The organism is Streptomyces sp. NPDC088910, from assembly GCF_044749865.1.
In the GTDB taxonomy this organism is placed as follows: Bacteria; Actinomycetota; Actinomycetes; order Streptomycetales; family Streptomycetaceae; genus Actinacidiphila.
On record NZ_JBIVIV010000011.1, the window covers coordinates 254,746 to 280,360 of the forward strand.

Below are 25,615 nucleotides of genomic sequence, written 5' to 3' on the forward strand. Positions count from 1 at the left end.
CCTCTCTCGGTCGACGGTCGGGGCTCAGGTCTCGGGGCTCGGGGCTCAGGTCTCGGGGCTCGGGGCTCAGGTCTCGGGGCTCGGGGCTCGGTCGGGGTCTCGGGTCGGGGCTCGGTGCTCTGTTTCGGTCTCGGTCTCGGTCTCCGTGAGGCCGCGGGGACGGCGGGCGGCTCAAGGGAACGGATGCGGGGCCTGGTTGAGTTCGTCGGCCGTCAAGTCCCGCTCGCGCAGCCCCGCTTCCCGCAGCGCGGTCCGCGTCCTGCTCATATGGCGTGCGCGTTGGCGGCGCCAGCCGAAGTCGATGGGCAGCAGACCCGGCACGATGACTCCGGCCGTGTGGAAGCCGAGGGCCCGCTGTTCCGGCATGGTCTGGTCGACGGCGATGACGTCGAACCCGGCCTTGGCGACCGCCTCGACGCAGGCGGTGACGTCGTCGGCGAGGTCGTCGGCGGGCGGTACGGCGCCGACCCCGGTCGTGGTGAGGTCGCCCAGCGCCACGCGCGGCCGGTCGTCGCCGCGCAGCAGGAAGTCGGCGTGGACGGCCATCTCGGGCAGCCCGTAGAGCAGCGGGTGGTCGTGCAGCACCTGGACGCGGTCGAAGTCGGCGGCCAGGGCGCGCAGTCGCGGCTCGTCGCGGGCGGTCCTGCGGCGCAGGTTGACCGCGTCGGTGGCGATCTCGCACAGTCCGGCCGCGAGCGCCGCCTCCGGGTCGAGGCCCGCGCCCGCGCCGAAGCAGAGCCGGCCGAGGCCGCCGTCGATCCGTTCCGCGACGGCCGTGACGACCGGGATCGGGAAGGTGACGCGGGTGTCGAAGAACCGGGCCCGGTAGCCGTACATCGCGAGCCGGTCGATCATCGCGCGGGTCTCGGGGCTGCCGCTGCCGCTCGCGTCGATCTCGGGCAGCGGCGCCTTCGCGTACCAGCCGAGCAGGAACGCGTCACGCTCGACGACCTCCATCAGCCCGAAGTACACGGCCTCGGCCAGACTCCCGCCGGACGCGCAGCCGTTGGAGCTCTCCTGCACGAAGCGGTTCTCCAGGCCGCCGGGCGCGTGGTAGTACGCCAGGATCTCCGGTACGAGCACCGGCCGTTGGTCGCGCAGCGACCAGCCCCACACCCAGGGGATCGGCCGCTCGGGGTCGAAGGGGCGTACGCCGGGCTCGGCGCGGTGGAAGTCGTCGGTGTACAGGCCGCAGGTGCGCGGGTCCAACACGGCCTCGTCGCTGGCGAGTTCGCTGTACGCGGCGGTGACATCCGTCCGTTTGCCGCGCGGGCGCATCCCGGCGAAGCGCTCAAGTCCTTCGAGCAGGCCGACGCGTTCGCTGGAGCGGTAGCGCGGGGTGTGGCCGCCCCAGAAGCACTCGCGCAGATAGTCGCCGGATCGCAGGAGGAAGGAGCCGACCGTCGAGGACGTGGACGCCGAGATCAGATCGGGCACGACCGAGGGGCCGAGCATGCCCGCCGCCGGGTTCACGAACGCCTCGAACGGCACGTCGTAGTCGTCCGCGGGCCGCGCCCTGAACACGTCCGGCGCGGGCTTCGGCGACGGCGCGAAGCCGATCCGCGCGCCCTCGGCCGTATCGGCGGCGCGCTCCCCGCACTGGGGGCACTCGGCGTCCGGCACGAAGGCGAAGCGGGTGACGCGCAGGGTCTCCATGTCGACCAGGAACGCGTACGGCAGACGGCTGTCGCCGCCGGTCTTCCCGCCTCCTGCCCCGCCCCGCTGGTGGTGGGCCGCGATGAGCGCGGCGAGGCCGTCGACTCCGAAGGCCGTGGCCCGCGGCGGCCGTCCCGCGGCGCGCGTGCCCGTACCCGTCTCCAGCGCCTCCCGCAGCGCCCGCGCCCGGACGCTCTGCCACCGCCGCGCCAGACACCGCCCGCACCCGGCCCGGCCGCCGGGCGCGAAGGGACCGACGACGGTGTGGTGCCCGTAGACGCGTACGCCGACGGTCTCGGTCGACGGACCGTCGAAGTCGCGCGCGGGCGGCGTCAGTTCGTCACGGACACCGAGCGCGCTGACCACCACGGCCGGTACGGCCCGCGCCGGGGCCGGACCGGCGGCGACGGCGACGCCACTGGCCTGACCACGAGCACCGACCGCCACCGGCGTACCGGTCCCGGCGGGCCCGGCGGCTGGGTCGGCGACTGGCGCGTGGGCCGCCAGGCCGGCGGTGAGGCGATCGGCCAGGGCCGTGCACGCGTCCGCGAGGAGATCCGCGGTCATGGCCGGTCCGGGGCGGTGGTGAGCAGGACGCGGGTGGTGTGGACGCGGCCCGCGGCCAGGTCGGGGGCGTGGGTGGGGGCGGTCAGCAGGTCGCGGCCGGTGGCGCGGAGGCGGTCGGCGACCGTGGGCCAGTCGGTGGCGGCGGCCAGGTCGGCGCGGGTCTCGGCGGTCACCGCGACGGCGCCGGGGGCGAGGTCGGCCAGCAGCGGGTCGCCCGCGTCGGGCGCGCCGCCGACCTGCACGGCGCCGAGCAGGTCGCGTACGGCGTCGAGCGCCGCGTCGCGCCAGCGCACCCCCGCCGCCACCGCCCAACGGGCCTGTCCGGTCGCCGGATCGGCGGCGCGGGCCAGCACGACCGGCAGGACGCGCTCCTCATGGGCGCCGAGGTCGAGGATCTCCAGGTCGACGCCGAGCCCGGCGGCCGAGCGGGCGAGGAAGGTGAGTTCGGCGTCCGCGCCCTCCAACTCGGCGGTGGGGACGTGCTGTACGGCGAGCGATCCGCCGACGGCACGGCGCAGCGCGTCGTGGGCGAGCGCGGTGAGCACACCTCGGGTGGCGGCCTCGGCCGCGGTGCCGCCCGCGCCGGTGCCCGCGCAGGTGGCCTCCACGATCCGCTCGCGGTTGTCGGGGCCGAACGGCCGCAGCGCCGCCGCGGGCACCAGCAGCGTCTCGCCGCTGAGCAGCGAGGTGGCCGCGCACCAGCGCGGGACCAGCGCGGCCGCGGTGCCGAGTCCGCTGGTGATGCTCAGCGCGGCCGGGTCGACGGACCGCCACTTGCCGCGCGCCGCCTCCAACTCCACTCCGGACAAAGCTTGTTGGACGGGCACGACGTGCTCCGCGTAGACCTCGGCCGCCCGGTACAGCGCCCGCAGCCGGGCGCCCGCGACATGGTGGACGTCGAAGGCGGTGATCTCCCGCCGGGCGCGGTGTCCGGTGCCGAGTACGACGGTGCTGACCTTCAGCGGTGTCTGCGCCCACTCCTCGTCGGCGTACGCCTGGAAGACGCCGGTCCTGCGCTGGACGAGGACGGACCGGCCGGTGATCTCGGCGAGGGCGGCCTGCGCGGCGTCCTCCTCGCCCGCGCCGTCCGAGACGGGTCCGCCGAGCGGCGACGCGGCGGCCCCGACCTCGGCCGCCGACTCGCTGTCCAGGGCGGCCAGTTCGAGCGGGGCGTCCGCGGAGGCCGCGTCCGAGGCCGTGGCCGACTCCGAGGCCGCCGCCGTACCGCAGTGCGGGCAGCGCGGGTGCGGGAGCAGCGGTTCGGCGACGGTGTCGAGCGAGTCGATGTCCTGGACGAGGAGTTGGTTCTCCGTCTCGGCCGGGAGGACGCCGGTGGTGCGGCGGAAGACCTCGTACGCCAGGAGGTTGCCGATCATCGCGGCGAGCGGTCCGCCGACGGCGGGGGCGGCGCTGTCGCGGGGCCCCGCGGGGGCGACCGCGCTCCACAGGTCGGCCGCGGCGCCCGCCTCGCCGTTGGCGCCGAGCCGCAGCGCCGCGCAGGTCCAACAGCCGGCGGTGTCGGTCGCCATGAGCGGGCCGATGACGACGGACTCGCCGAACGTCCAGGCGGGGAGCAGCAGTCGGCCGGCGGGCAGGCCCGCGTCGAGGAGCCGGGCGATCTGCCGGGGGCCGCGTTCGCCGGTGACCAGGACCGTGTCGTAGCCGTCGAGGTGTTCCCAGCCGTATGTGCCGGGCGCGCCCTCCGCGTCGGCCGGGTCGTCCAGCCAGTCCAGCTCGACCGGGCAGTTCTCGGCGCGCAACGCCCTTGCTTCGTCGAGGACTTCGGCGAAGCGGTTGCCGGGGCTGTCGACGGCGCGCGGCACGGCGACGGCGGCGCAGCCGTTGCGGACGAGGCCGAGGACGGCCCAGCGGGCGAGGGCGTCGTCGCCGAGTACGGCCACGCGGGCCTGCCGGAAGCGCCGGAAGCGGTCGGCGGCGCCGTCGGTGTAGTGGTCGACGTAGTCGATCTGCGCGGCGAAGCGCTCGATGACGGCGGGGTCGAGCGGTTCGGTGTCGCTCGGCGCGGGGACGGCGTCGCGGGCGAAACCACGCGCGTAGAGCGTGCCTACCAGCCGTACCACCATCTCGCGCTGCTTGTCGCCGAGGCCCTGGCAGAGCGCGGCCACGGTGTGGTCGCCGGTCAGGTGCGGGACGATCAGCGTCGCGAAGCGGTAGGCGGAGGGCATGACGACGCTGAAGCCGCCGCGCGCGTTGTGGAAGTGCACGCCGGTCGGGGTCTGCGTGTAGAGCACGTCCCGGCGGATCCGCGGCCGGGTGTCGGCGATCTCGTCATACGGTGACACCATGTCAGTCACGCCTCCGTAGGATGCAGTTCCACGGCGCTCGGCCGCTGCGATGGGGTGGGGGTGTGCCCGGTGCGTCCGGGGGGCGCGGCGCCGCCGACCCCGTCGGCCGCCGCTGCGCGGGTGAACACCCGCAGGAGTTCGTGCATCCGGTAGAGACCGCGCGGACCCTCTTCGAGCAGTCCCGCGCCGACCAGGCTGTCCAGGACGCGACCGCCCTCGACGGGTTCGCCCGCGACCGGGTCGGCGCCCGCGTCACGGACCGGCGCCGGGCCTCCGGATGCCGCCGGGCGCGGGTCGCCGCGGGTCACCGGCCGGCCCTGCGGCGGCGGGCTCTGCTCGGATTCACCGCGCAGGATGGCCAGTTCGAGGCGTTGCAGCCCGGGTCCGGGGTCCACGCCGAGGGCCTGGGCGAGGTGGTTCTTGACCCGCCGGTACTCGGCGAGCGCTTCGGCGCGGCGGCCGACGCGGTACAGCGCTTCCATCAACTGCTCGGTGAACCGCTCGTGCAGCGGGTGGGCGCGGGCCGTCGGCCAGATCTCGGCCACCGCCTCCCGGTGCCGCCCGCATGCCAGTTCGAGGTCGAAGACGCGCTCGATCGCGCGCAGCCATTCCTCGTGCAGCCGGGGCAGTTCGTCGCGGTGCAGCAGGTCGGAGGGGACGTTGGCCAGCAGCGGCGGCTGCCACAGGGCGAGCGCGGAGCGCAGCAGACGCAATTCGGCGTCGGGCTCCTCGGTGGCGTACGCCTGGTCGAGGAGTTCGCGGAACTGCACCAGGTCGAGGGTCGCGGCGTCCGCCGTGAGCCGGTATCCGCCGGGTACGGCTTCGATGGTGTTGCCCGCGATCCCGTATTTGCCGAACAGCCGGCGCAATCGCAGGACGCAACTGTGCAGGGCGGACTTGGCCTGGGCAGGAGTCTCCTCGCCCCAGATGACGCGTTGCAGGAAGTCGGCGGAGACGACGGAATTGGCATTCAGCAGCAATGCGGCCAGGAGTGCGGCGGGCCGCGACGGCTGAAGCACCGCGGATTCGCTGCCGTCGGTGACGGCCAGCATTCCGAGTACCGTGAATCGCGTCTGCGGGACTACCTGCGGCGGCGTATCGCCTTTTGCCGTTGGTAATCCAGCACTATTTTCGAGCGCGTTGGACCAGACCACCAATCCACCATCCCCGTTGCCCCGTTACGACCGCTGTCACACCCGGCGGGAGTGGGCCGGAGTGAGGCAGAATCCCCTGAGGGTCATACCTATTGGCGGTCACCGAGGACAGTACGGCAGCACTCTTTGCCTTGTCCAGGGAAAAATCACGTGACACCGGGTTACCGGTCTGTTAGATGGGGTCGGTGTACCCAAAATGTGAACTCGCTCCCGGAATCGGGACACACCGGACCGTATCCCTCCGGTACGGATGCGAGTAATCGGACATACTTCGCAGTATTGCGGGAGCGTAAAGCGGCATTCCCCTTACCCCTCACCGGGCGGCTTTATGCCCGTCACCCCGAGGTCGACTTTGATTTACGTGTCAAGTTTCTGTCGGATTTTGACCGGGCGTGCTCGCCAGAGGAATAGACCAGCGCCATTCCGTGACACCCGCGCCCGGCCTGAGCTGCGCAGGGGCGCCGCCGACCGGATCGCACGCGGACGCGCGCACGGGAGAAGGCCCGGACGGGCGGAGGGGCGCGGACCGGCGGCGGACGGGGCCGCGGAGACTTGACAGCCGCCGAAGGGCTGATTCAATGTTCCACAAGACAGAAAACAACTTCCGCAATACGGAAGGGGCGCACACTAGTGAGCTTCACCGACGCGCGCTTCGATGTGAACCTCTCGATCCTGTTCACCGAACTCCCGCTGCTGGAGCGGCCCGCGGCCGCCGCCGCGGCGGGCTTCGACGCGGTCGAGCTGTGGTGGCCGTGGACCGACGACCCCACGCCGGACCAGGCCCGGCTCGACGGGCTGCGGTCCGCGCTCGAAGCGGCCGGGACCCGGCTCGTGGGCCTGAACTTCTACGCGGGCGAGCTGCCGGGGCCCGACCGCGGTGCGCTGTCGGTGCCCGGCGCCGAGTCGGACCGCTTCCGCGCCAACATCGACGTCGCCGCGGACTTCGCCGCGTCCGTCGGCTGCACCGCGCTGAACGCGCTGTACGGCAACCGGGTCGACGGCGTCGACCCGGCGGTCCAGGACGAGCTGGCGCTGGAGAACCTGGTGCTGGCCGCGCGCGCCGCCCACCGGGTCGGCGCCACCTTGCTCATCGAGGCGTTGAACGCACCCGAGTCACCGCGCTGTCCGCTGGTCAGCGCCCCGGCCGCGGTCGCGGTCGTCGACCGGGTCAACGCCGCCACCGGCCTGGACAACGCGCGCTTCCTGCTGGACCTGTACCACCTGTCGATGAACGGCGAGGACCTGCCGGAGGTCATCGACCGCTACGCCGACAGGACCGGGCACGTCCAGATCGCCGACAATCCGGGCCGCGGCGCCCCCGGCACCGGCACCCTCCCGCTGGAGGAGCTGCTCGGCCGCTTGCGGAAGGCGGGCTACACCGGCTGGACCGGTCTGGAGTACAAGCCGGGCGCCGACGGCTCGGGCAACGCCTTCGGCTGGATTCCCGGCAGGCGGCCGCGCCCGTAGACGCGCGAGGAGCGGCGCGCCCCCGACACGCGGGCCGCGCTCCCGTACCCCACCATCCCCTGAGAGGACCCCATGAGCACCCACCTTCCCAAGGTCGCCTGGATCGGACTCGGCATCATGGGCTCCCCCATGGCCGAGAACCTGATCAAGGCCGGATACGACGTCACCGGTTACACGCTGGAGGCGGCGAAGCTGGAGCGGCTGGCGGCCAACGGCGGCACGGCCGCCGGGTCGATCGCCGAGGCCGTACGGGACGCCGATGTGATCGTCACGATGGTCCCGGCGTCGCCGCAGGTCGAGGCCATCGCGTACGGCGAGGACGGCATCCTGGCGCACGCGCGGTCGGGGGCGCTGCTCATCGACACCTCCTCCATCACCCCGCAGACCTCGGTGGACCTGGCGAAGGCCGCCGCGGACAAGGGCATCCGCGTGCTGGACGCGCCGGTGTCCGGCGGTGAGGCGGGCGCGGTCGAGGCCGTACTGTCGATCATGGTCGGCGGTGAGCGGGCCGACTTCGACGAGGCCAAGCCGCTGCTGGACGCGCTCGGCAAGACGGTGATCCTGTGCGGCCCGCACGGCGCGGGGCAGACGGTGAAGGCCGCCAACCAGTTGATCGTCGCGGTCAACATCCAGGCGTGCGCCGAGGCCGTGGTCTTCCTGGAGAAGTCCGGCGTCGACCTGAACGCCGCCCTTGAGGTGCTCAACGGCGGTCTGGCCGGCTCCACCGTGCTGACCCGTAAGAAGGACAACTTCCTCGCGCGCGAATTCGCGCCCGGCTTCCGGATCGACCTGCACCACAAGGACATGGGCATCGTCACCGACGCCGCCCGTACCGTCGGCGCCGCGCTCCCGGTCGGCTCCGTGGTGGCCAACCTGGTGGCCTCGCTGCGCGCCCAGGGCGACGGCGGCCTCGACCACTCCGCGCTGCTGCGCGGTGTGGAGCGGCTGTCCGGCCTCCCGGTCGAGGACTGACACACCCGATGTCCTGACCCCATGAACTCCGCCCGGTGGTGCGTGACTTGTCCTGTCGCGCCCAAACGCACCACCGGGCGGTACCACCCTCTTCCTCTCTTCGGGCCCGCTCGTCACGGAAGGCCGTCATGCCCTGGCGTACGGGGAGTGCTCCCGGCCGTGGTCCAGGTGCGGCAAACTCCTGCACTATGGGATGTGCACGTTGTCATAGGCACATTCCGCCGCCGCAGACCGGGAGTTGTCCACATGGCAGAGAGGGTGCTCGTGCGCTGTCCGGCCTGCGACCGTGAGCACACGTACACCGCGCCCACCTTCCCGTGCGCGTGCGGTGCGCCGCTCGCGCTCCCGGTGCTGTCCGGGGGCGCGCCCGAGCAGATCGGGCACAAGACGTGGGACGACTCGTGGGTACGGCTGCGGTGTCCCGACTGCGGCCGGGCCGACGAGTGGCCGAAGCCGGAGTTCGACTGTGCCTGCGGCGCCCTGATCCGGCTGCCGTTGGCGGGCGAGGCCGCGCAGGAGGCCGGGGCCGTGCCCGCGGGGGCGCATCAGGCGGATTCGCCGCCCGAGCCCACCGGGCAGGTTCCGCCGCCGCCGACGGACCGGCCGCCGTTCCGGCCGGTCACGATCAGGACCGGCAGGGACGCGCTGACCGCCGCCGCGCAGTTCCTGAAGTGGCTGGGCTTCGGCGGGATACGGCTGGCCGGGGACCGTACGGCCAACGGCATCGATCTGCGCGGGGACGGACTGGTCGCCCAGGTCGACCCGACCACGCAGCCCACCGCGGCCCGTGACGTGGAGTGCCTCTGGCTGAACTGCGCCAACGAGGACGCGGTCGGGGCCTTCTTCTCGCTGGCCGGTTACGCCCACGACGCGCGGCTGCGCGCCGACCAGCTCGGCGTACCGCTGTTCGTGATGGACCTGACCGGCACCCCGCAGCCGGTGAACGACGCGGCGGACGAGTTGATCAGGACGGGCCCCGGCACCCCCGGCTGACCCGCCCCCCTTCACGGTGCCCCGAGGCGCCCGGCAGCGCGAATTCCCGCGCGCCGGGCGCCTTTTCGCTGCCCGGGACGCCTCTTGACGCGCGCACCGGCACGGCTTACGTTCATTCCATATCGCAGAACTACTTTTCCACATAGCGGAAAGCGTGGAGGGAAGTAGTCGCCGACAGAAGCAGGAGAGGGACCTCATGCCTCGTATGACCGCCGCCCGCGCGGCCGTGGAGATCCTCAAGCTGGAGGGCGTCGACGTCGCCTTCGGTGTGCCCGGGGCCGCGATCAACCCCTTCTACGCTGCGCTCAAGGCGTCCGGCGGCATCCGCCACACGCTGGCCAGGCACGTCGAGGGCGCCTCGCACATGGCCGAGGGCTACACCCGCACCAGCCCCGGCAACATCGGGGTGTGCGTCGGCACCTCGGGCCCCGCGGGCACCGACATGATCACCGGCCTGTACTCGGCGACCGGCGACTCCGTCCCGATCCTGTGCATCACCGGCCAGGCCCCGACCTCCGTGATCCACAAGGAGGACTTCCAGGCGGTCGACATCGCCTCGATCGCCGCGCCGGTCACCAAGGCGGCGACCACCGTGCTGGAGGCCGCGCAGGTCCCCGGCGTCTTCCAGCAGGCGTTCCACCTGATGCGCTCGGGCCGTCCGGGACCCGTGCTGATCGACCTGCCGATCGACGTCCAGCTCACCGAGATCGAGTTCGACCCGGAGACGTACCAGCCGCTGCCGGTCTACAAGCCCGCCGCGTCCCGCGCCCAGATCGACAAGGCGCTCGCGATGCTGCTGGCCTCGCGGCGCCCGCTGATCGTCGCGGGCGGCGGCATCCTCAACGCCGACGCCAGCGACCTGCTGGTCGAATTCGCCGAGCTGACCGGCACCCCGGTCATCCCGACCCTGATGGGCTGGGGCGCCATCCCCGACGACCACGAGCTGAACGCGGGCATGGTCGGCCTCCAGACCTCGCACCGGTACGGCAACGCCACGTTCCTGGAGTCGGACTTCGTCCTCGGCATCGGCAACCGCTGGGCCAACCGCCACACCGGCTACAAGCTCGACGTCTACACCGCGGGCCGCACCTTCGTGCACGTCGACATCGAGCCCACCCAGATCGGCAAGATCTTCGCCCCCGACTACGGCATCGCCTCGGACGCCAAGGCCGCACTCGCGCTCTTCGTAGAGGCCGCCCGCGAGCTGAAGGCCGAGGGCAGGCTGCCCGACCGCCGCGCCTGGATCGACTCCACGCTGGAGCGCAAGGCGACCTTGCAGCGGCGTACGCACTTCGACGACATCCCGATCAAGCCGCAGCGCGTCTACGAGGAGATGAACCGGGCCTTCGGCCCCGAGACGCGGTACGTCACCACCATCGGCCTCTCGCAGATCGCGGGCGCGCAGATGCTGCACGTCTACCGCCCCCGGCACTGGATCAACTGCGGCCAGGCGGGCCCGCTGGGCTGGACCATCCCGGCCGCCCTCGGTGTCGCCACCGCGGACCCGGACGCACAGGTCGTCGCCCTGTCAGGCGACTACGACTTCCAGTTCATGCTGGAGGAGCTGGCGGTCGGCGCGCAGCACCGGATCCCGTATGTGCACGTGCTGGTGAACAACTCGTACCTGGGGCTGATCCGGCAGGCGCAGATCGGTCTCGACATCGATTTCCAGGTCAATCTGGAGTTCGAGAACGTGAATTCGCCCGAGCTGGGCGTCTACGGCGTCGACCACGTCAAGGTGGTCGAGGGCCTGGGCTGCAAGGCGATCCGGGTCACCGACCCGGCCGAGCTGGGCGCGGCGTTCGAGCAGGCCAAGAAGCTGGCGGCCGAGTACCGGGTGCCGGTGGTGGTCGAGGCGATCCTGGAGCGGATCACCAACATCTCGATGAGCACGACGGCCGACATCAGCAACGTCGTGGAATTCGAGGAGCTGGCCACCGAGCCGGGCCACGCGCCCACGGCGGTCGTGCCGCTGCGGGTCTGAGGTCCACGGGTCTGAGGTCCACGGGCCGGCGGGCCCAGCAGTCACGGCCCGGCCGTCACGCGGCTTCGGGCCCGGCGGTCACGCTCCTTCGGGCTTGAAGTCCTCCCGCAGCTCCACCTTGCGGATCTTGCCGCTGACCGTCATCGGGAACGCGTCCATGATCCGCAGGTGGCGCGGCACCTTGAAGTGCGCGAGCCGGTCGGCGCAGAAGTCCTTGATCTCGGCGAGGGTCGGCGGGTCGGCCGGGTCGCGCGGGATCACACAGGCCAGGATCTCCTCGCCGTACCGCTCGTCGGGCACTCCGACCACCTGCACGTCGGAGATCTTCGGGTGGGTGTAGAGGAACTCCTCGATCTCCCGCGGGTACACGTTCTCCCCGCCGCGGATGATCATGTCCTTGATCCGGCCGACGATGGCGAGATAGCCGTCGTCCCGCATCGTCGCGAGGTCGCCGGTGTGCATCCAGCGCCCGGCGTCCACCGCCTCGGCCGTGCGCTCCGGCTCCTCCCAGTAGCCGAGCATCACCGAGTAGCCGCGGGTGCACAGTTCGCCGGGCTCGCCGCGCGGCACGGTGACGCCGCTGACCGGGTCGACGACCTTGACCTCCAGGTGCGGCAGGACCCGGCCGACGGTGGCGGTGCGGTGTTCGAGGGCGTCGTCCATCCGGGTCTGGGTGGAGACCGGCGAGGTCTCGGTCATCCCGTAGCAGATGGACACCTCGGCCATGTGCATCTCGGCCATCACCCGCTTCATCACCTCGACCGGGCACGGCGATCCGGCCATGATGCCGGTCCGCAGCGACGACAGGTCGTAGTCGGCGAAGTCGGGCAGTCCCAGCTCGGCTATGAACATCGTGGGGACGCCGTAGAGCGAGGTGCAGCGCTCCTCCTGGACGGCGCGCAGGGTCGCGGCCGGGTCGAAGGAGGGGGCCGGGATGACGATGCACGCGCTGTGCGTGGTGATGCCGAGGTTGCCCATCACCATGCCGAAGCAGTGGTAGAAGGGCACCGGCAGACAGACCCGGTCCTCCTGCGTGTAGCCGACCGTCTCGCCCACGAAATAGCCGTTGTTGAGGATGTTGTGGTGCGAGAGCGTGGCGCCCTTGGGGAAGCCCGTGGTGCCCGAGGTGTACTGGATGTTGATCGGGTCGTCGCAGCTCAACGTCGCCTCGACGGCGGCGACTTGATCCTCGGACACACCGTCGGCGGCGGCCAGCAGGGCGTCCCAGGTCGGGTCGCCGATGAAGACGACCTCGCGCAGCAGCGGACAGTTGCCGCGCACCTCGCCGACCATCCCGCGGTAGTCGCTGGTCTTGTGGCCGGTCGAGGCGATCAGCACCTCGATGCCGGACTGCCGCAGGACGTAGTCGAGTTCGTGCACGCGGTAGGCCGGGTTGATGTTGACCATGACCGCGCCGATCCGCGCGGTGGCGTACTGCACCAGCACCCACTCGGGGCAGTTGACCGCCCAGATGCCGACGCGGTCGCCCTTGATCACCCCGCGGCCGAGCAGTCCGCGCGCCAACCGGTCGACGTCCGCGCCGAATTGGGCGTACGTCCAGCGCCGCCCGCTCGCCACGTCCACCAGGGCCTCGCGTGCGGGGTGCGCGGCGATCGCCCTGTCGAGATTGCGCCCGATGGTGTCCCCGAGCAACGGCGTCTCCCCTGTCCCGTGCGCGTAGGAGGGCTCGGCGCTCCGGGCCGCCGGGCCGCCCGCCGCGCTCACTTGTAGTCCTCCTCGTGGAATTCGCCGCTCCCGTCGTGCATCGTGCGTTCGCGCAGCTCGATGCGGCGGATCTTGCCGGAGACGGTCTTGGGGAGGTCGGCGAACTCCAGCCGCCTGATGCGCTTGTACGGGGCGAGGACGGCCCGCGAGTGCGCGAAGATCGCCTTGGCGGTCTCGCCGTCCGGGGCCCAGCCCTCGGCGAGGACGACGTACGCCTTCGGTACGGCCAGCCGCAGTTCGTCGGGCGCGGGCACGACCGCCGCCTCGGCGACCGCCTCGTGTTCGAGCAGCGCGCTCTCCAGCTCGAAGGGCGAGATCTTGTAGTCGGACGCCTTGAAGACGTCGTCGGCGCGGCCGATGTACGTGATGTAGCCGTCGGCGTCGCGCGAGCCGATGTCGCCGGTGCGGTAGAAGCCGCCGCCCATCGCCTCGGCGGTCAGCTCGGGCTCGCCCGCGTACCCGGTCATCAGGCCGACCGGCCGGCCCCGGCGCAGGTCGAGGCAGATCTCGCCCTCGTCGCCGGTCTCGCCGGTCACCGGGTCGACGAGCGCGACCGTGTAGCCGGGCGTCGGCCGTCCCATGGAGCCGGCCTTGACCAGTTGGCCCGGGCTGTTGGCGACCTGCACGGCGGTCTCGGTCTGCCCGAAGCCGTCCCTGATCAGCACGCCCCACACCCGCCGTACGTGCTCGATGACCTCGGGGTTCAGCGGTTCACCGGCCGCGACCGCCTCGCGCGGCGGGGTGCCCAGCACGCTGAGGTCGGCCTGGATCAGCATCCGCCAGACCGTGGGCGGGGCGCAGAAACTGGTCACCCGGGCGCGTGCCATCTCGGCCATCAGCCGGGCGGCGTCGAAGCGCGTGTAGTTGTGCACGAAGACGGTCGCCTCGGCGTTCCACGGCGCGAACAGACTCGACCAGGCGTGCTTGGCCCATCCGGGTGACGAGATGTTGAGGTGGACGTCGCCGGGCCGCAGCCCGATCCAGTACATCGTGGCGAGGTGGCCGACCGGGTACGAGAGGTGGCTGTGCTCGACCAGCTTGGGCTTGGCGGTGGTGCCCGAGGTGAAGTAGAGCATCAGCGGGTCGCCCGAGGGGGTCGGCCCTTCGGGTACGAAGCCGGGGTCCGCCGCGTACGCGTCCTCGTAGGGGAGCCAGCCGTCGGGGGCGCCGCCGACCGCGATCCGCGTGTAGTCGCCGGGGACTTCGGCGAATTTCCCGGTGTCCGCGGCGCGTACGACGACGTGCCGGGCGGCGCCGCGGTCGATACGGTCGCGCAGGTCGGCGGGGCCGAGCAGCGGGGTGGCGGGGATGACGACGGCCCGCAGCTTCATGGCGGCGAGCGCGGTCTCCCACTGCTCCGCCTGGTTGCCGAGCATCACCAGGACCCGGTCGCCCGCGCGGACGCCGCGCGCCCGCAGCCAGTTGGCCGCCTTCGCGGACCGCTCGGCCATCTCCGCGAAGGAGATCCTGACCTCGGTGCCGTCCTCCTCGACGATCCACAGCGCGGTGCGGTCGTTGTCCTTCGCGATGGCGTCGAACCAGTCCAGCGCCCAGTTGAATTCCTCGGGCTCCGGCCACCGGAAGCCCTCGCGGGCCGCCTGGTAGTCCTCACGGTGCCGCAGCAGGAAGTCACGGGCGGCCCGGAAAGCACCGGTCGCGTCCGTTGCCGCCATCTGTCCTCCTCATCGATGGACCCCTCGGTAGCATCGTGCGGTAGTGACCTGGGTCTCACTACCCCCGGACGGGGGTGAGAGCCGGTGTCCGATTCCGTCCGGCCGGGAGTCACGGGCTCCTGGCCGGGGTGGACGGTCGGGGGCGAGGAGGTGGATCGGGTGGACGGTCAGCGGGGCGAGGCGGTCGAGGTACGGGCCGCGTTGCTGCGAATGCGCAGGTCGGGGCTGTTGCCGGTGGCCTTCGGCGGGCTGGTGACCGGCGCCGCGGGGCAGGCGGGCGGCTACGGCGCCCGGCAGTTCCGTATCTCCGAGATGTCCGGTACCGACACCGAGTCGCTGCGGGGCCTCGCCATCACCACCGGCAACGGTCTGGGCGGCAAGACCCTCGCCACGGTCCGGCCCTGCTCGGTCACCGACTACGGCTCGTCCCGTGTGATCAGCCACGAGTACGACCCGCCCGTCGCCGCCGAGGGGCTGCGCTCGGTGCTCGCGGTGCCCGTCGTCGTCCGTCGCCGGGTGCGCGGGGTGCTCTACGGCGCGCTGCGGCAGCCGTACGCCCTGGGCGACCGTCCGCTGTCCGTCGCCCTCGACGCGGTCCGCGAACTGGAGCAGGCGCTGGCCGTACGGGACGAGGCCCAGCGGCTGCTCTCCTTCTGCCAGCAGCCGCTGACCGCCGACCCCCGGGCCTGGGAGCAGGTGCGCGAGGCGCATCTCGAACTGCGCGCGCTGGCCACCCGCATCCCCGATGTGCGGCTGCGGCAGGAACTGCTGTCCGCCTGCGCCCGGTTGGCCTCGGCCGCGGTCCCCTCCGGCGCGGCGTCGCGGGTCCCGCGCCCGGCGCCGCTGACCCCGCGCGAGCTGGACGTGCTGGCCTCGGTGGCGTCGGGCGCCACCAACGCGGCGGCTGCCGCGCGGCTTCGGCTGCGGCCCGAGACGGTGAAGAGCTATCTGCGGTCCGCGATGCGGAAGCTGGGTGCCCACACGCGCCTCGAGGCCGTGGTCGCGGCGCGCCGCGAGGGCCTGCTGCCCTGACCTCGGGCGGATGAACGGCGGCGTTATTGGGGAGCCTCGGCCGGGGGCCCGCCGTTACGCTCGGCGGACCTGCGGCGCGCCGACGGCGCGGACGGCGGGAGTCGAGGCGTGGAGGGGGACGGGATGTCGGTCGACCGGTTGGCCGGGTTCGCGGCGATGTCGTTGGTGCTGGTGCTGATTCCGGGTCCGAGCGTGCTGTTCGTGCTCGGCCGGGCGCTGGCCCACGGGCGGCGGACCGCGCTGGGCAGTGTGCTGGGGAACGCCACGGGCGCGTATGTGCTGGTGACGGCGGTGTCGGTGGGGCTCGGGGAGATCGTCGCGCGGTCGGTGACGGTGTTCGTGGCGCTGAAGCTGGCGGGCGCCGCGTATCTGGTCTATCTGGGGGTGAAGGCGTTCCGGCAGCGGGGCGCGCTGTCGGCGGCGATGAGCGCGGACGAACCGGCCGGGGCCGCCCGGGGGGATCTCCGTACGCTCTGGGAGGGGTTCGTGGTCGGCGTGACGAATCCGAAGACGATGGTGTTCTTCGCGGCCGTGCTGCCGCAGTTCGTCGACCGGGGCGCGGGGCACGTACACGAGCAGATGCTGCTGCTCGGGCTGGTGTTCACGGTGATCGCGCTGATCTGCGACAGCGTCTGGGCGCTGACCGCGTCGGCGGCCCGTACCTGGTTCGCCCGCTCGCCGCGGCGGCTGGCGGCCGTGGGCGGCACCGGGGGTCTGGCGATGATCGGCCTGGGTGTGACGGTCGCGGTCACGGGGCGCGCCGACCAGTAGGACGGACCCCGCCGCGCGCCGGATGTGACATGTACGCGCGCGGTGGACCAGCGCCCTCACCCCTCCCGCCCGGCCGTCGCGCCTGGTGGGACGGGTGGATCGGGTGATGTGATCAGAGGCACAGGGCGCGCGGCAACGAAACGTTTGCGTTTCGATAGGTCGGGTCGTACCGTCGTTGGAGTACGAAACCGTTTCGTTCATGCAGCGGTTCCGGTCGGTTCCTGCCCGTCCCGTTCCTCCTCAGGAGTCCCGCCTCATGTCATCCCAGTCCACCGCCGACGCGCACGTCGGCGACTCCGCCGCGGCCTCAGGGCCCCTCGGCGCGGGCCCCACGGGCCCGGTGCAGAAGACCGAGAAGGCGAACCACCGCTGGTGGGTGCTGAGCGTCATCGCGCTCGCCCAGCTCATGGTCGTCCTCGACGCCACCATCGTGAACATCGCCCTGCCGTCCGCCCAGAACGCCCTCGGGTTCAGCGACGGAAACCGGCAGTGGATCGTCACCGCGTACTCCCTCGCCTTCGGCTCCCTGCTGCTGCTCGGCGGACGCCTGGCCGACCTCATCGGCCGCAAGATCGTCTTCCTGATCGGCGTCGTCGGCTTCGCGGGCGCCTCCGCCCTCGCCGGCGCCGCGCAGAACTTCGAGGTGCTGGTCACCGGCCGCGCTCTCCAGGGCCTGTTCGGCGCCCTGCTCGCGCCGGCCGCGCTGTCGCTGCTCAACACGACCTTCACCGACGCCAAGGAACGCGCCAAGGCGTTCGGCATCTACGGCGCCATCGCGGGCGCGGGCGGCGGTGTGGGCCTGCTGCTCGGCGGTGTGCTCACCGAGCACCTGAGCTGGCGCTGGACGCTGTACGTGAACCTGATCTTCGCCGTCCTCGCCTTCGTCGGCGGTATGGCCTTCCTGCGCAAGGGCGCTCCCGCCGACCGCCCCAAGCTCGACGTCCCCGGCACGGTCATGGTCGTCGCGGGTCTGTTCGGCCTGGTCTACGGCTTCTCGAACGCCGAGACCCACCACTGGGGCTCCCCGATGACCTGGGGCTTCCTGGTCGCGGGCGGCGTGCTGGTCGGCGCCTTCGCCTGGTGGCAGACCAGGGCCGCGCACCCGCTGCTGCCGCTGCGCGTCCTGCTCGACCGTGACCGCGGCGCGTCCTTCATCATGCTGGCGATCTCCGGCGCCGGGATGTTCGGCGTCTTCCTCTTCCTGACCTACTTCCTCCAGGCGTCGCTGCACTACACGCCGGTCAAGACCGGTCTGGCGTTCCTGCCGATGATCGGCGCGCTGATGGTCTCCGCGCAGATCGCCACCAACAACCTGATGCCGCGGTTCGGGCCCCGCCCGATCGTCCCGCTCGGCATGGCGATGGCCGGCGCCGGTATGGCCTGGCTGACCGTCCTCGACCTCAACAGCACCTACGCGGCGCACGTCCTGCCGCAGTTGCTCGTCATCGGCTTCGGTATCGGCCTGGCCCTGCCGCCCGCCATGAGCGTGGCCACCGCGGGGATCGCCGCCGACGACGCCGGTGTGGCCTCCGCGGCCGTCAACACCATGCAGCAGGTGGGCGGTTCCATCGGTACGGCGCTGCTCAACACGCTGGCCGCCAGCGCCGCGACGAGCTACCTGTCCAGCCACAAGCCGTCCCCGGCCGTGGTCGCGCAGGCCCAGCTCCACAGCTACTCCACCGCCTACTGGTGGTCGGCGGGCCTCTTCGCCGTCGGCTTCGTCCTCGCCGCCCTCATGTACCGCAGCGGCCGTCCCAGCCAGGGCGACACCACCGTCCAGGCCGTCCACATGTAAGCAAGCCTCCGGGCTCCCCTAGCCCCCCCGGCCCCGCAGTGAGCGGTAGTGGGCCGGGGTCAAGGGGACCGGGCCGCCGGGTCATCGTGGGGACGGGACACCCGGCACCCCCGGCCCCCCGACCGGCCGCCCGGCCAGTGCGCCGCCCCCGTGCGCACAGGCCGGGCGGCCGGTCTCTCTTTTCCCGCACCCTGTCCGACGGGTAGGGTGCGGCGCATGATCCTCCCCCACCGTGTCTAGGCAGCGGTAAGCGCCCACAGACGACCGGCCCCGCCCTGACGGCGGGTTGACGGCGCTGCGCGGCATACGCGAAACCGCCCGCCTTCCCCCGGAAACCCGAGGATCACTCCCATGTCCGCGCCTGCCCAGGCTGCGTCCTACGCTGCCGTCTTCCGCCTTCCCCATGCCCGCCGCACCTTCGGTGCGGCCCTTTTCGGACGCCTCGGCTACGGCGTCGTCTCGCTCTCCCTCGTCCTGTCCCTGACCTCCGCCACCGGGTCGCTGTCGCGCGGCGGGCTGCTGGCCACGCTCTTCGCGACCGTGTCCGTCCTGCTCGGCCCCGCGCGGGCCGCGCTCGTGGACCGCTGGGGCGCAAGGCGCGGCCTGACCACGCTGGCGCTGCCGTTCGCCACGACCCTGTTCGTCCTGGCCGCGGCCGTACGGGAGCCCGGTACGCCGCTGTGGGCGTTCGCCGGGCTCAGCGGCGCGGCGGGGGCGCTGTGTCCGCCGCTCGGGCCGACGATGCGCGCGCTGTGGGACGCGCTGACGCCCGACGAGGCGCTGCTGCAAAGGGCGTTCAGCGTCGACACGGTCGCGGAGGAGCTGATCTTCCTCAGCGGGCCGCTGCTCGTGGTGGCCGTGCACCCGGTGAACGGGCTGGTGCTCTCCGGCGCCCTGATCGGCTGCGGCACGCTCGCGATGGTCACCTCCCCCGCCGCCCGGTTGCTGCCGCCGCGCCACACGTCGACCGCTTCGGCGGCCGGGCGGCTGCGGCTGTTCGGCGAGAAGGGCGGCGGCGTCCGCAGGGCCGCGTACGCCGCCGCCGGGATCGGCTGCTGCCTCGGCTGCGTGGAGCTGTTCGTGATCGCCTTCGCCGACCGGCACCACCACCCCTCGGCGGTCGGCTGGATCCTCGCCGCGCAGTCGGCGGGCAGCGCGCTCGGCGGTCTGCTGTACGGCCGGATCTCCTGGCGGCTGCCCGCCGCCGCCCGGCTCCCCGGCCTGCTCCTCGTCCTGGCCGCGCTCGTCTCGGTCACGGCCGCCGCCCCCGTACTCACGGTGTTCGGCCTGTGCGTCGCCGCCGCGGGCACCTTGACCGCGCCGATCCTCTCAACCGCCTATCTCGCGGCGGCGGGCGCGGCGCCCGACGGCGCCACCACCCGCGCCACGACCTGGGTCAACTCGGCCGTCAACGCCGGGTCTTCGGCCGGTGGCGCCGTGGCCGCGCTGCTGGTCGCCGGCGTGCCGCCGGCGCTCTGCTTCCTCCTGGCGGCGGTCCCGCCCCTGCTGGCCGCCGTCGCGATCGGCCGGGCGCGGCGGACGAAGGGCGGGGCCGAGGGTCCCGTGCTCGCGGAGGAGGGCGGAGGCGTCTGAGCACCCGGCCGCGGGGCGGCGGGCGGGCCCTCAGAGCTTGGGGGCCGCCCGGTTGAGGCGCGTGGCCAGGCCCTCGTAGTGCACGACCAGACCGTCGGCGTCCACGTCGATCTCGCTGCGGTACGTGCCGGAGGCGTAGCCGAGCCGGGCCCCTGACATCAGCGGGGTCAGGTGGGTGTAGCCCTGGATGGAGGGGCGGACGGCGAGGGTCGGGACGGGGACGAAGGCCATCAGGAAGTCCTGATGGCCTTCGTTGCGGTGGAGTTGGTGCCGCAGCACCGGCATCGTGTTGGTGAGCGGTGACATGCCGAGGTCGCAGTCGAGCGCGCCGTCGAGCGCGAGGACGACCTGCCCGTTGGCCGTCCAGCGGCTGCGCTCGTCCCGGCGCAGTTCGAGGTCGTAGGTGCCGTCGACGGTGTGCGAGGTGACGTGCAGCCGCCGGGTCACGTACCCGGCGTCGGTGTCCAACTCATAGCTCAGCCAGTACGGTTCGGGCTTCAGTCCGACCGCGCGGCCGTGCGCGCGCAGCCGTCCGGCGGCCAGTTCGACCCACGCGGTCTCGTATCCGCCGGTCTCCTCGACCTGCCAGGTGAGTACGGTGTTCGGCGCTGTCATGGCGCAAACGTAACGTTCGCCCCGGATCGGACGCCATAAGCGTGGCGAGGACACATGGACGACGGCGGTCCGCGGCCGTGACCGGCGGACGCGTCACTCGATCGGCGGGTGCCGGGCGCGGGGCGGGCGGGCGGCCGAAGCGGCGCGCGCGCCCGGTCGGCGCGGTGTCCACGCCTCGACCTCGCCGAATGCGCGTCCGGCGGCCGGGTTACGGTGGCTGCATGCACGTGAGCCAGCACGACGGACCCGGTGACCGGACTCCCGAAGGACAGCCCCACGAGCAGACGGCCCCCGCGACGGCCCGCGAGACGCCCCCCGGGCCGGTCTCGCCGACCGCGGAATCCGTGCCCGTACCGGAAGGGCCGCTGTATGTGCCGGTGCGACAGGGGCCCGCGGGCTATGTCGTACGGCTGTGGCGTACGCCCGTCGGCAGCAGGACGGCGGTCGCCTTCACCAGTGACCAGCGGCTGCGCTCGGTGCTGGGGCCGACCCAGCCGTGGATCAAGCTCTCGGAGAGCGCGCTGCGCGCGATGGCCGAGCCGCTGGGCGCCCGGCATCTGACCGTCGACCCGCTGCTGACCGCCCGGCCCCCGGCTTCCTGGACCGATCCGGCGGCGGGCCGCCCCTGCCCGCGGCGCGGCTCCGACGGCGCCGCGGCGGGCACCGCTGAAGGGGACGAGGGCGGCGACGGCATACGCCAGCAACCGGCGGGCCTGGCACCGTAGTTCGCCGTTCGAGACCCCGGCACGCTGAGGGTGCGCCGCGGCGCACCCTCAGCACGTACGCCCCCGGCCTCAGCCCGCGGGCTGCACCTCCCCCACCATCTGCGCCGTCACGTCCCCGCGCCCCGCGAGGTCGCCCGGCGGGATGCCCGGGTGGTGCCGGTCGGCGGACTGCGCGGTCGCGGGCGCGGCGTCGCCGAGGGCCAGCCGGGAGACGATCCGGTAGCGGTCGCCGCGGTAGACGGAGTGGACGTACTCCACCGGGCGGCCGGTGGCGTCCTTGGTGAGCCGTTCGAAGAGCAGCGCCGGTGACAGGACGGGCACGCCGATCAGCCGGGCCTCCTCGTCGTTGGTCACGGTGGGCTCGATGGACTGGACGGCCTCGTGCACGTGGACGCCGTGCCGGGCGCGCAGGAAGTCGTAGAAGTCGCCGGACTCCATGTCCGCCGCGTGCAGGCCGGGCACGAGGTCGGCCGGGACGTGCAGGTATTCGATGGCCATCGGCTCGTCGTCGACCAGCCGGAGCCGGGCGATGTAGGTGATCTCGGCGGCCGGGGAGATGCGCAGCTTGCGGCCGACGCGGGCGCCCGCCTGCACGGTGGTGAACTCCAGGACGCGGCTGGCCCAGGTGCCGGACGCCTGCGGGAGGCGGTGCGCCTGGCCGTCGAGCGCCAGCTCCTGAGTGATCTTGGCGCGGGCGACGAACATGCCGCGGCCGTGTTCGCGGACCAGCAGTCCCGTGGTGACCAGTTCGTCCACGGCGGAGCGGAGCGTGGGGCGGGAGACGCCGAGCTGCTCGCACAGGGTGCGCTCCGACGGGATCGGGTCGCCGGGCGCGCGCGACTCGACCAGTTCCATCAGGTAGTCGCGGACCCGTTCGCGTTTCAGCGCCGAGCGCGGCGGCTCGCTGGCCATGGGGGGCACCTTCCTGCCGCCGACGGGTCACCGGTGTGCCGCCGTCGTGCGGGTGAGTTCGTATGACGTGCTGCTGAGTTCGGGGGACGTGCCGGTGGGTTCATGTGACGTGCTGGTGAGCTGAGGTTATCCAGATGCTGACCAGTATGCCAGCGCTCCTTGCCACCTGGCTTTCGGGGGCCTCATTCGTATACGGCCTGCGTGTGGCGGGTGCGCGGCGGACGGCGGGTCGGCGGGCGACGGGTGCGCGAACTCTTGACGTGCTCAGTGGTCTATGCCATTTTCACTGACCAGCACTAGACCAGTTGGCAAGTGGTAAGTCCTGTTCGCTCCCTGCCCGAGGTGACATCCCCGTGAGATCCAGACTCGTTCCCGGCGCCGCGGCGCTCGTCCTCGCCGTCGCCGCGCTCTCCGCGTGCGGCTCCTCCTCCGGATCCGGCGGCTCCGGTGACTCCGGCGACACCGGCGGTTCCGCCAAGACGCCGGCCCCCGCCAAGCTCACCGTGTGGATCATGCGCGGCAGCATGTCCGACGGATTCCTCAGCCGCTTCAGGTCCGACTTCGAGGCCGGGCACAAGGGCACCACCCTGGACATCCAGATCCAGGAGTGGGACGGCATAGGCCAGAAGATCACCAGCGCGCTGGCCAGCAACGACGCGCCCGACGTGATGGAGGTCGGCAACACGCAGGTCGCGCAGTACGCGGCGAGCGGCGGCGTCAAGGACCTCACCGACAAGGTGACCGACCTCCAGGGCGCCGACTGGATTCCCGGCCTCGCCGACCCCGGCAAGATCGACGGCAAGCAGTTCGGCATCCCCTGGTACGCGGCCAACCGCGTCGTGATCTACAACAAGGACCTCTTCTCGAAGGCGGGCATCGCCGCGCCGCCCAAGACCCGTGACGAGTGGATCCAGGACACCACCAAGCTCAACACCGGGGGCAACGACGGCATTTACCTGCCGGGCCAGACCTGGTACGCGCTGGCCGGATTCATCTGGGACGAGGGCGGCGACCTGGCGGTCCAGGACGGCGACAACTGGAAGGGCGCGCTGGACACCCCGCAGGCCAAGGCGGGCATGGAGTTCTACAAGCGGCTCCAGGCGCTCGGCAAGGGCCCGAAGGACTCCGACGAGGCCAAGCCGCTCCAGGCCGACGTCTTCGCCAAGGGCAAGAGCGCGCAGATCATCTCGGTGCCCGGCGGCGCCGACGCCATCGTCAAGGCCAATCCCGCGATGAAGGACAAGATCGGCTTCTTCCCGATCCCCGGCAAGACCGCCGACAAGCCGGGCGCGGTCTTCACCGGCGGCTCCGACCTGGTGATCCCCGAGGCGTCCCGGCACCAGGCGCTGGCCTACGAGGTGGTCAAGGCGCTCGCGGGCACCAAGTGGCAGACGGACATGGCCAAGGAGATGAGCTACGTGCCCAACCGCACCTCGCTCGCGGGGGTGTTGGCGGGCAACGAGGGCGCCTCGGTGATGGCGGTCGGCGCGGCCAACGGCCATGCCACGCCCAACTCGCCCAACTGGGCGGCGGTCGAGGCCAACAACCCGATCAAGCAGTACATGACGCAGGTGCTGACCGGCAGCGACCCGGACGCGGCGGGCAAGACGGCCTCGGCGGCCGTCACCAAGGCCCTCAACACCGCCTCCTGACCGGCCACGCCCCGCCCGCTCCCTATCTGATCCGCGTCCGCCCGACAGCGTCCGATCAGCGCCCCGAGGAGAACCGCCGTGCTCACCGCTCCCAACGCCGCCTCACGGCCGGCCGTCGCGGAACCGCCACCGCCGCCCCGCGAACGCCGGCGCCGCCGCCGCCCGCTCGCCGCGGTCTGGCCGTATCTGCTGGTCGCCCCCACCGTGGTGGGCACGGCCTTCCTGCTGGTCTACCCGCTGGTCAGAAACACCGTCATGTCGTTCCAGCACTTCGGCCTCGGCGAGCTGATCCGCGGCGGCGCCACCTGGGTCGGCTTCGCCAACTACCGTACGGTGCTGGACGATCCGGAGTTCTGGACGGTGGTCCGCCGCACCCTGTGGTGGACCGGGCTGAACGTCGTGCTGATCATGGTGCTCGGCACGCTGGTCTCGCTGATGCTCGTCAAGCTCGGCAAGCGGATGCGGCTCGCGGTGATGAGCGGTCTGGTCCTGGCCTGGGCTACTCCGGTGATCGCGGCCACCACGATCTTCCAGTGGCTGTTCCAGTCCCGTTTCGGAGTGGTCAACTGGCTACTGGTAAAGCTGGGCTTCGAGTCGTACCGCGACTACACCTGGTTCGCGCACGGCGGCTCGACCTTCGCGATCCTGGTGACGCTGGTGGTCTGGCAGTCCGTGCCGTTCGCCGCGCTGACCCTCTACGGCGGCCTGACCACGATCCCGGCGGAGCTGTACGAGTCGGCCAGGATCGACGGCGCGGGCGCCTGGCAGACCTTCCGGCTGGTCACCTTCCCCATGCTGCGCCCGCTGTTCGCGCTGATCACCTCCCTTGAGGTGATCTGGTGCTTCAAGTGCTTCGCCCAGATCTGGGTGATCAGCGAGGGCGGTCCCAACGGGGCGACCACCACGCTGCCGGTCTACGCCTTCCAGATCGCGCAGTCCCTGCACAAGTACGACCTCGGGTCCGCGGTCTCCACGCTGACCGTCCTGATCCTGCTCGGCGTGCTGGTCTTCAACCTGCGCCGGATGTTCCGCGAGGAGGGCGCGCAGTGAGCACGTTCACCGCAACTGGTAAGGCCCCGCGCGCGGGCGGATCGGGCGGACCGGGCGGCGCGGGCCGTCGGAACCGGCCGGGCCGCGGGTCCCTGCGGCGGCTGCCGCTCAATCTGGCCGCGCTGTTCACGCTGGCGGTCGCCGCCTTCCCCGTTTACTGGATGGTGATCACGGCCTTCAAGCCGACCACCGCCATCCAGGCCGACACCCCGTCCTTCCTGCCGCTGCACCCCACCTTCGCGCACTTCCGCACGGCCATGCACGCCGACGGCTTCGGCACCTTCTGGCGCAACAGCCTGACCGTGACGCTCGGCGCGGTGCTGATGTCGCTGGTGGTGGCGCTGCTGGCCGCCTTCGCGGTCGGCCGGATGCGCTGGCGCGGCCGACGGGCCTTCATCCTGCTGGTCTTCACCGCGCAGATGGCGCCGTGGGAGGCGCTGCTGATCCCGATGTACGTGATCGCGCGGGACACCGACATGCTCGACAAGCTGTCGATGCTGACGCTGGTCTACTTCATGACGACGCTGCCGTTCACGATCGTGACGCTGCGCGGCTTCCTCGCGGCGATCCCGGTGGAGCTGGAGGAGGCCGCCCAAGTGGACGGCTGCACAAGGCCGCAGGCGTTCCGCCGGGTCACCTTCCCGCTGCTCGCGCCCGGCCTGCTGTCCACGTCGCTGTTCGGCTTCATCACGGCGTGGAACGAGTTCGCCTTCGCCAACACGCTGATCATCAAGAACCAGGACGCCCGCACGCTGCCGGTCTGGCTCTCCTCGTTCAGCAATGTCTTCGGTACCGATTGGGGCGCCACGATGGCCGCCTCCTCGCTGTTCATGCTGCCCGTGCTGCTGGTCTTCCTCGTCCTCCAGAACCGGGTCACCACCGGAATGACCGCCGGCGCCGTGAAGGGCTGACCGCGCGACCGCTGTTCACGCTCCCTGCCCGCGACCGCTGTCCACGCCCCCTGCCCCCGCGA

19 protein-coding genes are annotated in these 25,615 nt (G+C 72.2%); 12 read left to right on the forward strand and 7 right to left on the reverse strand.

From position 1 onward, the window contains the following. Nucleotides 1-171 precede the first annotated feature (171 nt). From ACIP4Z_RS25225 to ACIP4Z_RS25235, 3 genes are read right to left on the reverse strand one after another with little or no spacing between them, the layout of a single operon-like run. Entirely contained in the window at nt 172-2,223 is a 2,052-nt protein-coding gene (locus ACIP4Z_RS25225; RefSeq protein ID WP_401311680.1) for a TOMM precursor leader peptide-binding protein, read from the reverse strand. Continuing rightward, the gene (locus tag ACIP4Z_RS25230; RefSeq protein WP_401311683.1) at nt 2,220-4,529 is read right to left on the reverse strand and encodes a TOMM precursor leader peptide-binding protein; all 2,310 of its coding nucleotides are present in this window, start codon (nt 4,527-4,529) and stop codon (nt 2,220-2,222) included. Before ACIP4Z_RS25230 ends, ACIP4Z_RS25225 begins: the two co-directional genes overlap by 4 nt. A gap of 5 nt (nt 4,530-4,534) precedes the next feature. Continuing rightward, a complete protein-coding gene (locus ACIP4Z_RS25235) occupies nt 4,535-5,581 on the reverse strand; it encodes a BTAD domain-containing putative transcriptional regulator (RefSeq protein ID WP_401311686.1) in 1,047 nt (348 codons plus the stop codon). A 732-nt stretch (nt 5,582-6,313) separates the two neighbouring features. On the opposite strand from ACIP4Z_RS25235, the gene ACIP4Z_RS25240 reads away from it, so the two are divergent. From ACIP4Z_RS25240 to gcl, 4 genes are all read left to right on the forward strand, one after another. Beyond that, a complete protein-coding gene (locus tag ACIP4Z_RS25240) occupies nt 6,314-7,150 on the forward strand; it encodes a TIM barrel protein (RefSeq protein ID WP_355338931.1) in 837 nt (278 codons plus the stop codon). A 72-nt stretch (nt 7,151-7,222) separates the two neighbouring features. Then, entirely contained in the window at nt 7,223-8,122 is a 900-nt protein-coding gene (locus ACIP4Z_RS25245; RefSeq protein ID WP_355338928.1) for a 2-hydroxy-3-oxopropionate reductase, read from the forward strand. Nucleotides 8,123-8,368: 246 nt separating this feature from the next. Continuing rightward, nucleotides 8,369-9,115, forward strand: coding sequence for a hypothetical protein (locus tag ACIP4Z_RS25250; protein WP_391049440.1), 747 nt, complete (start codon nt 8,369-8,371; stop codon nt 9,113-9,115). A 196-nt stretch (nt 9,116-9,311) separates the two neighbouring features. Continuing rightward, nucleotides 9,312-11,099: a glyoxylate carboligase gene (gcl, locus tag ACIP4Z_RS25255; protein ID WP_401311691.1), complete on the forward strand. Its 1,788-nt coding sequence runs from the start codon at nt 9,312-9,314 to the stop codon at nt 11,097-11,099. Between the two features lie 78 nt (nt 11,100-11,177). Here gcl and ACIP4Z_RS25260 read toward each other — a convergent pair whose 3' ends face one another. Beyond that, on the reverse strand, nt 11,178-12,824 hold the full coding sequence (locus tag ACIP4Z_RS25260; RefSeq protein ID WP_391163592.1) for an AMP-binding protein: 1,647 nt from the start codon (nt 12,822-12,824) through the stop codon (nt 11,178-11,180). Further along, nucleotides 12,821-14,497: an AMP-binding protein gene (locus ACIP4Z_RS25265; RefSeq protein WP_401311694.1), complete on the reverse strand. Its 1,677-nt coding sequence runs from the start codon at nt 14,495-14,497 to the stop codon at nt 12,821-12,823. The genes ACIP4Z_RS25260 and ACIP4Z_RS25265 overlap by 4 nt, the downstream gene beginning before the upstream one ends. Before the next feature lie 210 nt (nt 14,498-14,707). Here ACIP4Z_RS25265 and ACIP4Z_RS25270 point away from each other — a divergent pair, with 210 nt between their 5' ends. The 4 genes from ACIP4Z_RS25270 to ACIP4Z_RS25285 all read left to right on the forward strand — a co-directional run bounded on the left by ACIP4Z_RS25270 (nt 14,708) and on the right by ACIP4Z_RS25285 (nt 19,688). Then, complete coding sequence (locus ACIP4Z_RS25270) at nt 14,708-15,529, forward strand: LuxR C-terminal-related transcriptional regulator (protein ID WP_355339491.1); 822 nt, start codon at nt 14,708-14,710, stop codon at nt 15,527-15,529. A gap of 123 nt (nt 15,530-15,652) precedes the next feature. Then, nucleotides 15,653-16,300, forward strand: coding sequence for a LysE family transporter (locus ACIP4Z_RS25275; RefSeq protein WP_391049584.1), 648 nt, complete (start codon nt 15,653-15,655; stop codon nt 16,298-16,300). A gap of 256 nt (nt 16,301-16,556) precedes the next feature. Continuing rightward, a complete protein-coding gene (locus ACIP4Z_RS25280) occupies nt 16,557-18,095 on the forward strand; it encodes a DHA2 family efflux MFS transporter permease subunit (RefSeq protein ID WP_391163590.1) in 1,539 nt (512 codons plus the stop codon). Between the two features lie 351 nt (nt 18,096-18,446). After that, entirely contained in the window at nt 18,447-19,688 is a 1,242-nt protein-coding gene (locus ACIP4Z_RS25285) for an MFS transporter (protein WP_401311698.1), read from the forward strand. A 30-nt stretch (nt 19,689-19,718) separates the two neighbouring features. On the opposite strand, the gene ACIP4Z_RS25290 is transcribed toward ACIP4Z_RS25285, so the two are convergent. Next, a complete protein-coding gene (locus ACIP4Z_RS25290; RefSeq protein ID WP_391049429.1) occupies nt 19,719-20,303 on the reverse strand; it encodes a putative glycolipid-binding domain-containing protein in 585 nt (194 codons plus the stop codon). A 221-nt stretch (nt 20,304-20,524) separates the two neighbouring features. Between ACIP4Z_RS25290 and ACIP4Z_RS25295 the strand changes: the two genes are divergently transcribed. Then, on the forward strand, nt 20,525-21,028 hold the full coding sequence (locus tag ACIP4Z_RS25295; protein WP_401311703.1) for an SAV_915 family protein: 504 nt from the start codon (nt 20,525-20,527) through the stop codon (nt 21,026-21,028). 69 nt (nt 21,029-21,097) lie between these two features. Here the strand turns inward: ACIP4Z_RS25295 and ACIP4Z_RS25300 are convergent, their stop codons facing one another. Next, entirely contained in the window at nt 21,098-21,940 is an 843-nt protein-coding gene (locus tag ACIP4Z_RS25300; protein WP_391163588.1) for a UTRA domain-containing protein, read from the reverse strand. Between the two features lie 353 nt (nt 21,941-22,293). Between ACIP4Z_RS25300 and ACIP4Z_RS25305 the strand changes: the two genes are divergently transcribed. From ACIP4Z_RS25305 to ACIP4Z_RS25315, 3 genes are all read left to right on the forward strand, one after another. Beyond that, complete coding sequence (locus tag ACIP4Z_RS25305; protein WP_401311706.1) at nt 22,294-23,592, forward strand: extracellular solute-binding protein; 1,299 nt, start codon at nt 22,294-22,296, stop codon at nt 23,590-23,592. Nucleotides 23,593-23,670: 78 nt separating this feature from the next. Next, nucleotides 23,671-24,642: an ABC transporter permease subunit gene (locus ACIP4Z_RS25310; RefSeq protein ID WP_391163586.1), complete on the forward strand. Its 972-nt coding sequence runs from the start codon at nt 23,671-23,673 to the stop codon at nt 24,640-24,642. Next, nucleotides 24,639-25,553, forward strand: coding sequence for a carbohydrate ABC transporter permease (locus tag ACIP4Z_RS25315; protein WP_401311711.1), 915 nt, complete (start codon nt 24,639-24,641; stop codon nt 25,551-25,553). The genes ACIP4Z_RS25310 and ACIP4Z_RS25315 overlap by 4 nt, the downstream gene beginning before the upstream one ends. The last annotated feature ends 62 nt before the right edge of the window (nt 25,554-25,615 follow it).

What these genes read in the sequence shown, in the direction of transcription:
- ACIP4Z_RS25225 (WP_401311680.1), bottom strand. Translation starts at nt 2,223, where the DNA reads ATGACCGCGGATCTCCTCGCGGACGCGTGCACGGCCCTGGCCGATCGC.
- ACIP4Z_RS25230 (WP_401311683.1), bottom strand. Translation starts at nt 4,529, where the DNA reads ATGGTGTCACCGTATGACGAGATCGCCGACACCCGGCCGCGGATCCGC.
- ACIP4Z_RS25235 (WP_401311686.1), bottom strand. Translation starts at nt 5,581, where the DNA reads ATGCTGGCCGTCACCGACGGCAGCGAATCCGCGGTGCTTCAGCCGTCG.
- ACIP4Z_RS25245 (WP_355338928.1), top strand. Translation starts at nt 7,223, where the DNA reads ATGAGCACCCACCTTCCCAAGGTCGCCTGGATCGGACTCGGCATCATG.
- ACIP4Z_RS25250 (WP_391049440.1), top strand. Translation starts at nt 8,369, where the DNA reads ATGGCAGAGAGGGTGCTCGTGCGCTGTCCGGCCTGCGACCGTGAGCAC.
- gcl (WP_401311691.1), top strand. Translation starts at nt 9,312, where the DNA reads ATGCCTCGTATGACCGCCGCCCGCGCGGCCGTGGAGATCCTCAAGCTG.
- ACIP4Z_RS25265 (WP_401311694.1), bottom strand. Translation starts at nt 14,497, where the DNA reads ATGGCGGCAACGGACGCGACCGGTGCTTTCCGGGCCGCCCGTGACTTC.
- ACIP4Z_RS25270 (WP_355339491.1), top strand. Translation starts at nt 14,708, where the DNA reads ATGCGCAGGTCGGGGCTGTTGCCGGTGGCCTTCGGCGGGCTGGTGACC.
- ACIP4Z_RS25275 (WP_391049584.1), top strand. Translation starts at nt 15,653, where the DNA reads ATGTCGGTCGACCGGTTGGCCGGGTTCGCGGCGATGTCGTTGGTGCTG.
- ACIP4Z_RS25280 (WP_391163590.1), top strand. Translation starts at nt 16,557, where the DNA reads ATGTCATCCCAGTCCACCGCCGACGCGCACGTCGGCGACTCCGCCGCG.
- ACIP4Z_RS25285 (WP_401311698.1), top strand. Translation starts at nt 18,447, where the DNA reads ATGTCCGCGCCTGCCCAGGCTGCGTCCTACGCTGCCGTCTTCCGCCTT.
- ACIP4Z_RS25290 (WP_391049429.1), bottom strand. Translation starts at nt 20,303, where the DNA reads ATGACAGCGCCGAACACCGTACTCACCTGGCAGGTCGAGGAGACCGGC.
- ACIP4Z_RS25295 (WP_401311703.1), top strand. Translation starts at nt 20,525, where the DNA reads ATGCACGTGAGCCAGCACGACGGACCCGGTGACCGGACTCCCGAAGGA.
- ACIP4Z_RS25300 (WP_391163588.1), bottom strand. Translation starts at nt 21,940, where the DNA reads ATGGCCAGCGAGCCGCCGCGCTCGGCGCTGAAACGCGAACGGGTCCGC.